Genomic DNA, 3535 nt, shown 5'->3' with positions numbered 1-3535 from the left:
CGCTTGCCACGCGGCAGCGCTCCTCAAAGTGCACCAGATGGGGCGAGGTGTAGACCCCGGTGCGAAACCCGGCCTCGCGGTAAATCGCTTCCAGCATGGCGCAGGTAGAGCCCTTGCCATTGGTACCGGCCACGGTGATGACCGGGCAAGCCAGGCGCAACGCCATGCGATCGGCCACCCGCCGCACACGCTCCAGGCCCAAATCGATGGTTTTGGGGTGGATGCGTTCGCAATGGGCCAGCCAGCCGGCCAGGGAAGTGGGCGAATCGGTGGAAATTTCAGACTGCATGACCCGGATTGTCCCACCGGCCCGGCGCAACGCGATGGACCCGCCCCGATGGCCTTGGGCGGCGATGGGCGACAATCCCCGCATGATCACGCTCTATGGCATTCCCAACTGCGACACCGTCAAAAAGGCCCGCGCCTGGCTCAGCGAGCAAGGTGTGGCCTACACCTTCCACGATTTCAAGAAACAAGGCGTGCCCGAAGCCCAGCTGGACCACTGGCTGAGCGCCGTGGGCTGGGAAACCCTGGTCAACCGCAAGGGCACCACCTGGCGCAAGCTGGACGAGACCACCCGCGCCGCCGTGACCGATGGCGCCAGCGCACGCGCCCTGATGCTGAGCCAGGCATGCGTCATCAAACGCCCGGTGGTGCAGTGGGCCAACGCGCTCACGGTGGGCTTTGACGCCAGCGACTGGCAAACCCGCATCTGAGCGCTGCGCCCGCCTGGCTCGGCGCCGCAGCGCCGCCGACCTAAAATATTGCGTTCCGCTACTTGTGCAGCCTTTTCCGCTCTACCCATGATCACCACCCAATTTGAAGGCGCGACCGTCGCCACCCAGGCCAGCGTGTATTTCGACGGCAAATGCGTCAGCCACGCCTTAACCTTGCCCGATGGCAGCAAAAAATCGGTGGGCGTGGTGTTGCCCGCGCAGCTGACCTTTGGTACCGCAGCGCCGGAAATCATGGAGTGCGTGGCCGGTGGCTGCGAGTACCAACTGGCCGGCAGCGACACCTGGGTGCGCGTGGCACCCGGCGAACGCTTCAGCGTGCCCGGCAACAGCAGCTTCGACATCCGCGTGACCGAAGCCTTCCACTACATCTGCCACTACGGCTAAACCGCGAGTTTCACCCCACATGGCCACCATCCTGCAAAACCTCCCGTCCCAGCAAAAAGTCGGCATCGCTTTCTCGGGCGGTCTCGACACCAGCGCCGCCCTGCTCTGGATGAAACAAAAAGGCGCGATCCCCTACGCCTACACCGCCAACCTCGGCCAGCCCGACGAGCCGGACTACGACGAAATTCCGCGCAAGGCGATGGCATATGGCGCCGAAAAGGCCCGCCTGATCGACTGCCGCACGCAGCTGGCCCACGAAGGCATTGCCGCTTTGCAATGTGGCGCCTTCCACATCACCACCGCCGGAGTCACCTACTTCAACACCACGCCGCTGGGCCGGGCCGTCACCGGCACCATGCTGGTGTCGGCCATGAAAGAAGACGATGTCCACATCTGGGGCGATGGCAGCACCTACAAAGGCAACGACATCGAGCGCTTCTACCGCTACGGCCTGCTGACCAACCCCAGCCTGAAGATCTACAAGCCCTGGCTGGACCAGCTGTTCATCGACGAGCTGGGCGGCCGCGCCGAAATGTCGGCCTTCATGACGGCCAACGGCTTTGGCTACAAGATGAGCGCCGAAAAGGCCTACAGCACGGACAGCAATATGCTGGGCGCCACACACGAGGCCAAGGACCTGGAGTTCCTCAACAGCGGCATCAACATCGTCAACCCCATCATGGGCGTGGCGTTCTGGAAAGACGAAGTGGAAGTGAAGCGCGAAACCGTGACGGTGCGCTTTGAAGAAGGCCAGCCAGTGGCCCTGAACGGCAAGACCTTTGACAGCCCAGTCGAGCTGATTCTGGAAGCCAACCGCATTGGCGGTCGCCACGGCCTGGGCATGAGCGACCAGATCGAAAACCGCATCATCGAAGCCAAGAGCCGCGGCATCTACGAAGCCCCCGGCCTGGCCTTGCTCTACATCGCCTACGAGCGCCTGGTCACCGGCATCCACAACGAAGACACCATCGAGCAGTACCGCATCAACGGCCTGCGCCTGGGCCGCCTGCTGTACCAGGGCCGCTGGTTCGACCCGCAGGCCATCATGTTGCGCGAGACCGCCCAGCGCTGGGTGGCGCGCGCCGTCACCGGCGAGGTCACCATCGAACTGCGCCGCGGCAACGACTATTCGATCATGAACACCGAGAGCGCGAACCTGACCTACGCGCCCGAGCGGCTGAGCATGGAGAAGGTGGAAGACGCGCCCTTCTCGCCCGCCGACCGCATTGGCCAACTGACCATGCGCAACCTCGACATCACCGACACCCGCGCCAAGCTGGGCATTTACGCCAAGACCGGCCTGCTGTCGCTGGGTGAAGGCGCGGCCATGCTGCGGCTGGAGGGGGAGAAGGGCGAATAAGGCCCCAGGCCCCCACAACAAAAAGCCGCTCCCAGAAGCGGATTTTTGTTGTGGGGCACACCTGGCTCAAAGGCCAGCGCTCTGGCGCAACCGGGCCAGCACATCCGCAATCGCGCGGCTCTCGTGCAGATCGGTGGGTTCTCCGGCAAGGGCCGCTGCGGCGAAGCGCGTCACCATGGCCGCGTACTGGTTCACCGGCGCCAACCGCAGCTCGGTGGCGGCCTGCGCGGTACCACCACCATCCAGCGCCTGGCGCACCAAGGCTTGGCTGGGTGCATTGAAAGGCACGGCCAACTCGGCCCAGCCGCGCTCGCCCACCACGCGCACCCCCTGATGGGCTGCCGACTGGGTCGACACCTCGAACTGCAGCACCGCGCCATCCGCCCAAATCAGCTCGCCATGGCTGTGGATGTCTATGCCCCATTGCGGGTGCAGCACAGACTGCAAACGGCAGCTCTTGGGCTCGGACCCGAACAGCCAAAGCCCAGCAAAAACGGCGTAGCAGCCAATGTCCCACAGCGCACCACCGCCCCAGTCGACCCGGTTGCGGATGTTGTCGGCGTCGCGGTTGTCGTAGGCAAATCCCACCTGCACCGAACGCAAGGCGCCCAGCGGCAACTCGCGCAGCATCTGCCATTGCGGGTGGTGGCGCACCATGTAAGCTTCTTGCATGTGCCGTCCGGCGGCGTGGGCGGCGCTCTGCACCGCGTCCACTTCGGCCACCGACAAGGCCATGGGTTTTTCGCACAACACGTGTTTGCCGGCCTGCAGCGCGCGCAAGGTCCAGGGCACGTGCAAATGGTTGGGCAAGGCGATGTAGACCGCGTCCACCGCCGGATCGGCCAGCACCGCTTCGTAGCTGCACCAGGCCGCACCGGGCAGATCCGGCAGTTCGCGGGCGGCGGGCACGCGGCTACCGACTGCGCTGATGGTGTGCCCGGCCTCGGCGATGGCTGGTGCCAGTTGTGTGCGGGCGATCTTGCCCCAGCCCAGAATGCCAAAACGCATATGCAGTCCTCCTTGCGACGCTTTGCTTCGCGGCCCTAGAGCCTGT

Annotated in this window: 4 protein-coding genes and 1 pseudogene; 3 read left to right on the top strand and 2 right to left on the bottom strand. The window is 64.8% G+C overall.

What is annotated here, in order from left to right; genetic code table 11:
* Positions 1–289, bottom strand: a pseudogene (locus tag ABYB95_RS19495) (bifunctional folylpolyglutamate synthase/dihydrofolate synthase); the annotation flags it as partial.
* Between the two features lie 82 nt (positions 290–371).
* On the opposite strand from ABYB95_RS19495, the gene ABYB95_RS19490 reads away from it, so the two are divergent.
* The 3 genes from ABYB95_RS19490 to argG all read left to right on the top strand — a co-directional run bounded on the left by ABYB95_RS19490 (position 372) and on the right by argG (position 2481).
* Positions 372–716 carry an ArsC family reductase gene (locus tag ABYB95_RS19490; RefSeq protein ID WP_372660685.1) on the top strand — a complete coding sequence of 115 codons (345 nt, stop codon included), beginning with the start codon at positions 372–374 and terminating at the stop codon, positions 714–716.
* 87 nt (positions 717–803) lie between these two features.
* Complete coding sequence (locus ABYB95_RS19485) at positions 804–1121, top strand: pyrimidine/purine nucleoside phosphorylase (protein ID WP_372660683.1); 318 nt, start codon at positions 804–806, stop codon at positions 1119–1121.
* A 19-nt stretch (positions 1122–1140) separates the two neighbouring features.
* A complete protein-coding gene (argG, locus tag ABYB95_RS19480) occupies positions 1141–2481 on the top strand; it encodes an argininosuccinate synthase (RefSeq protein WP_372660680.1) in 1341 nt (446 codons plus the stop codon).
* Between the two features lie 66 nt (positions 2482–2547).
* On the opposite strand, the gene ABYB95_RS19475 is transcribed toward argG, so the two are convergent.
* On the bottom strand, positions 2548–3489 hold the full coding sequence (locus ABYB95_RS19475; protein WP_372660677.1) for a Gfo/Idh/MocA family protein: 942 nt from the start codon (positions 3487–3489) through the stop codon (positions 2548–2550).
* Positions 3490–3535 lie beyond the last annotated feature (46 nt).

The organism is Hydrogenophaga sp. (genome assembly GCF_041633695.1).
GTDB lineage: Bacteria > Pseudomonadota > Gammaproteobacteria > Burkholderiales > Burkholderiaceae_C > Hydrogenophaga.
The sequence above is the reverse complement of the archived record's forward strand: the minus strand, read 5'-3'. Positions and strand labels throughout refer to the sequence as shown.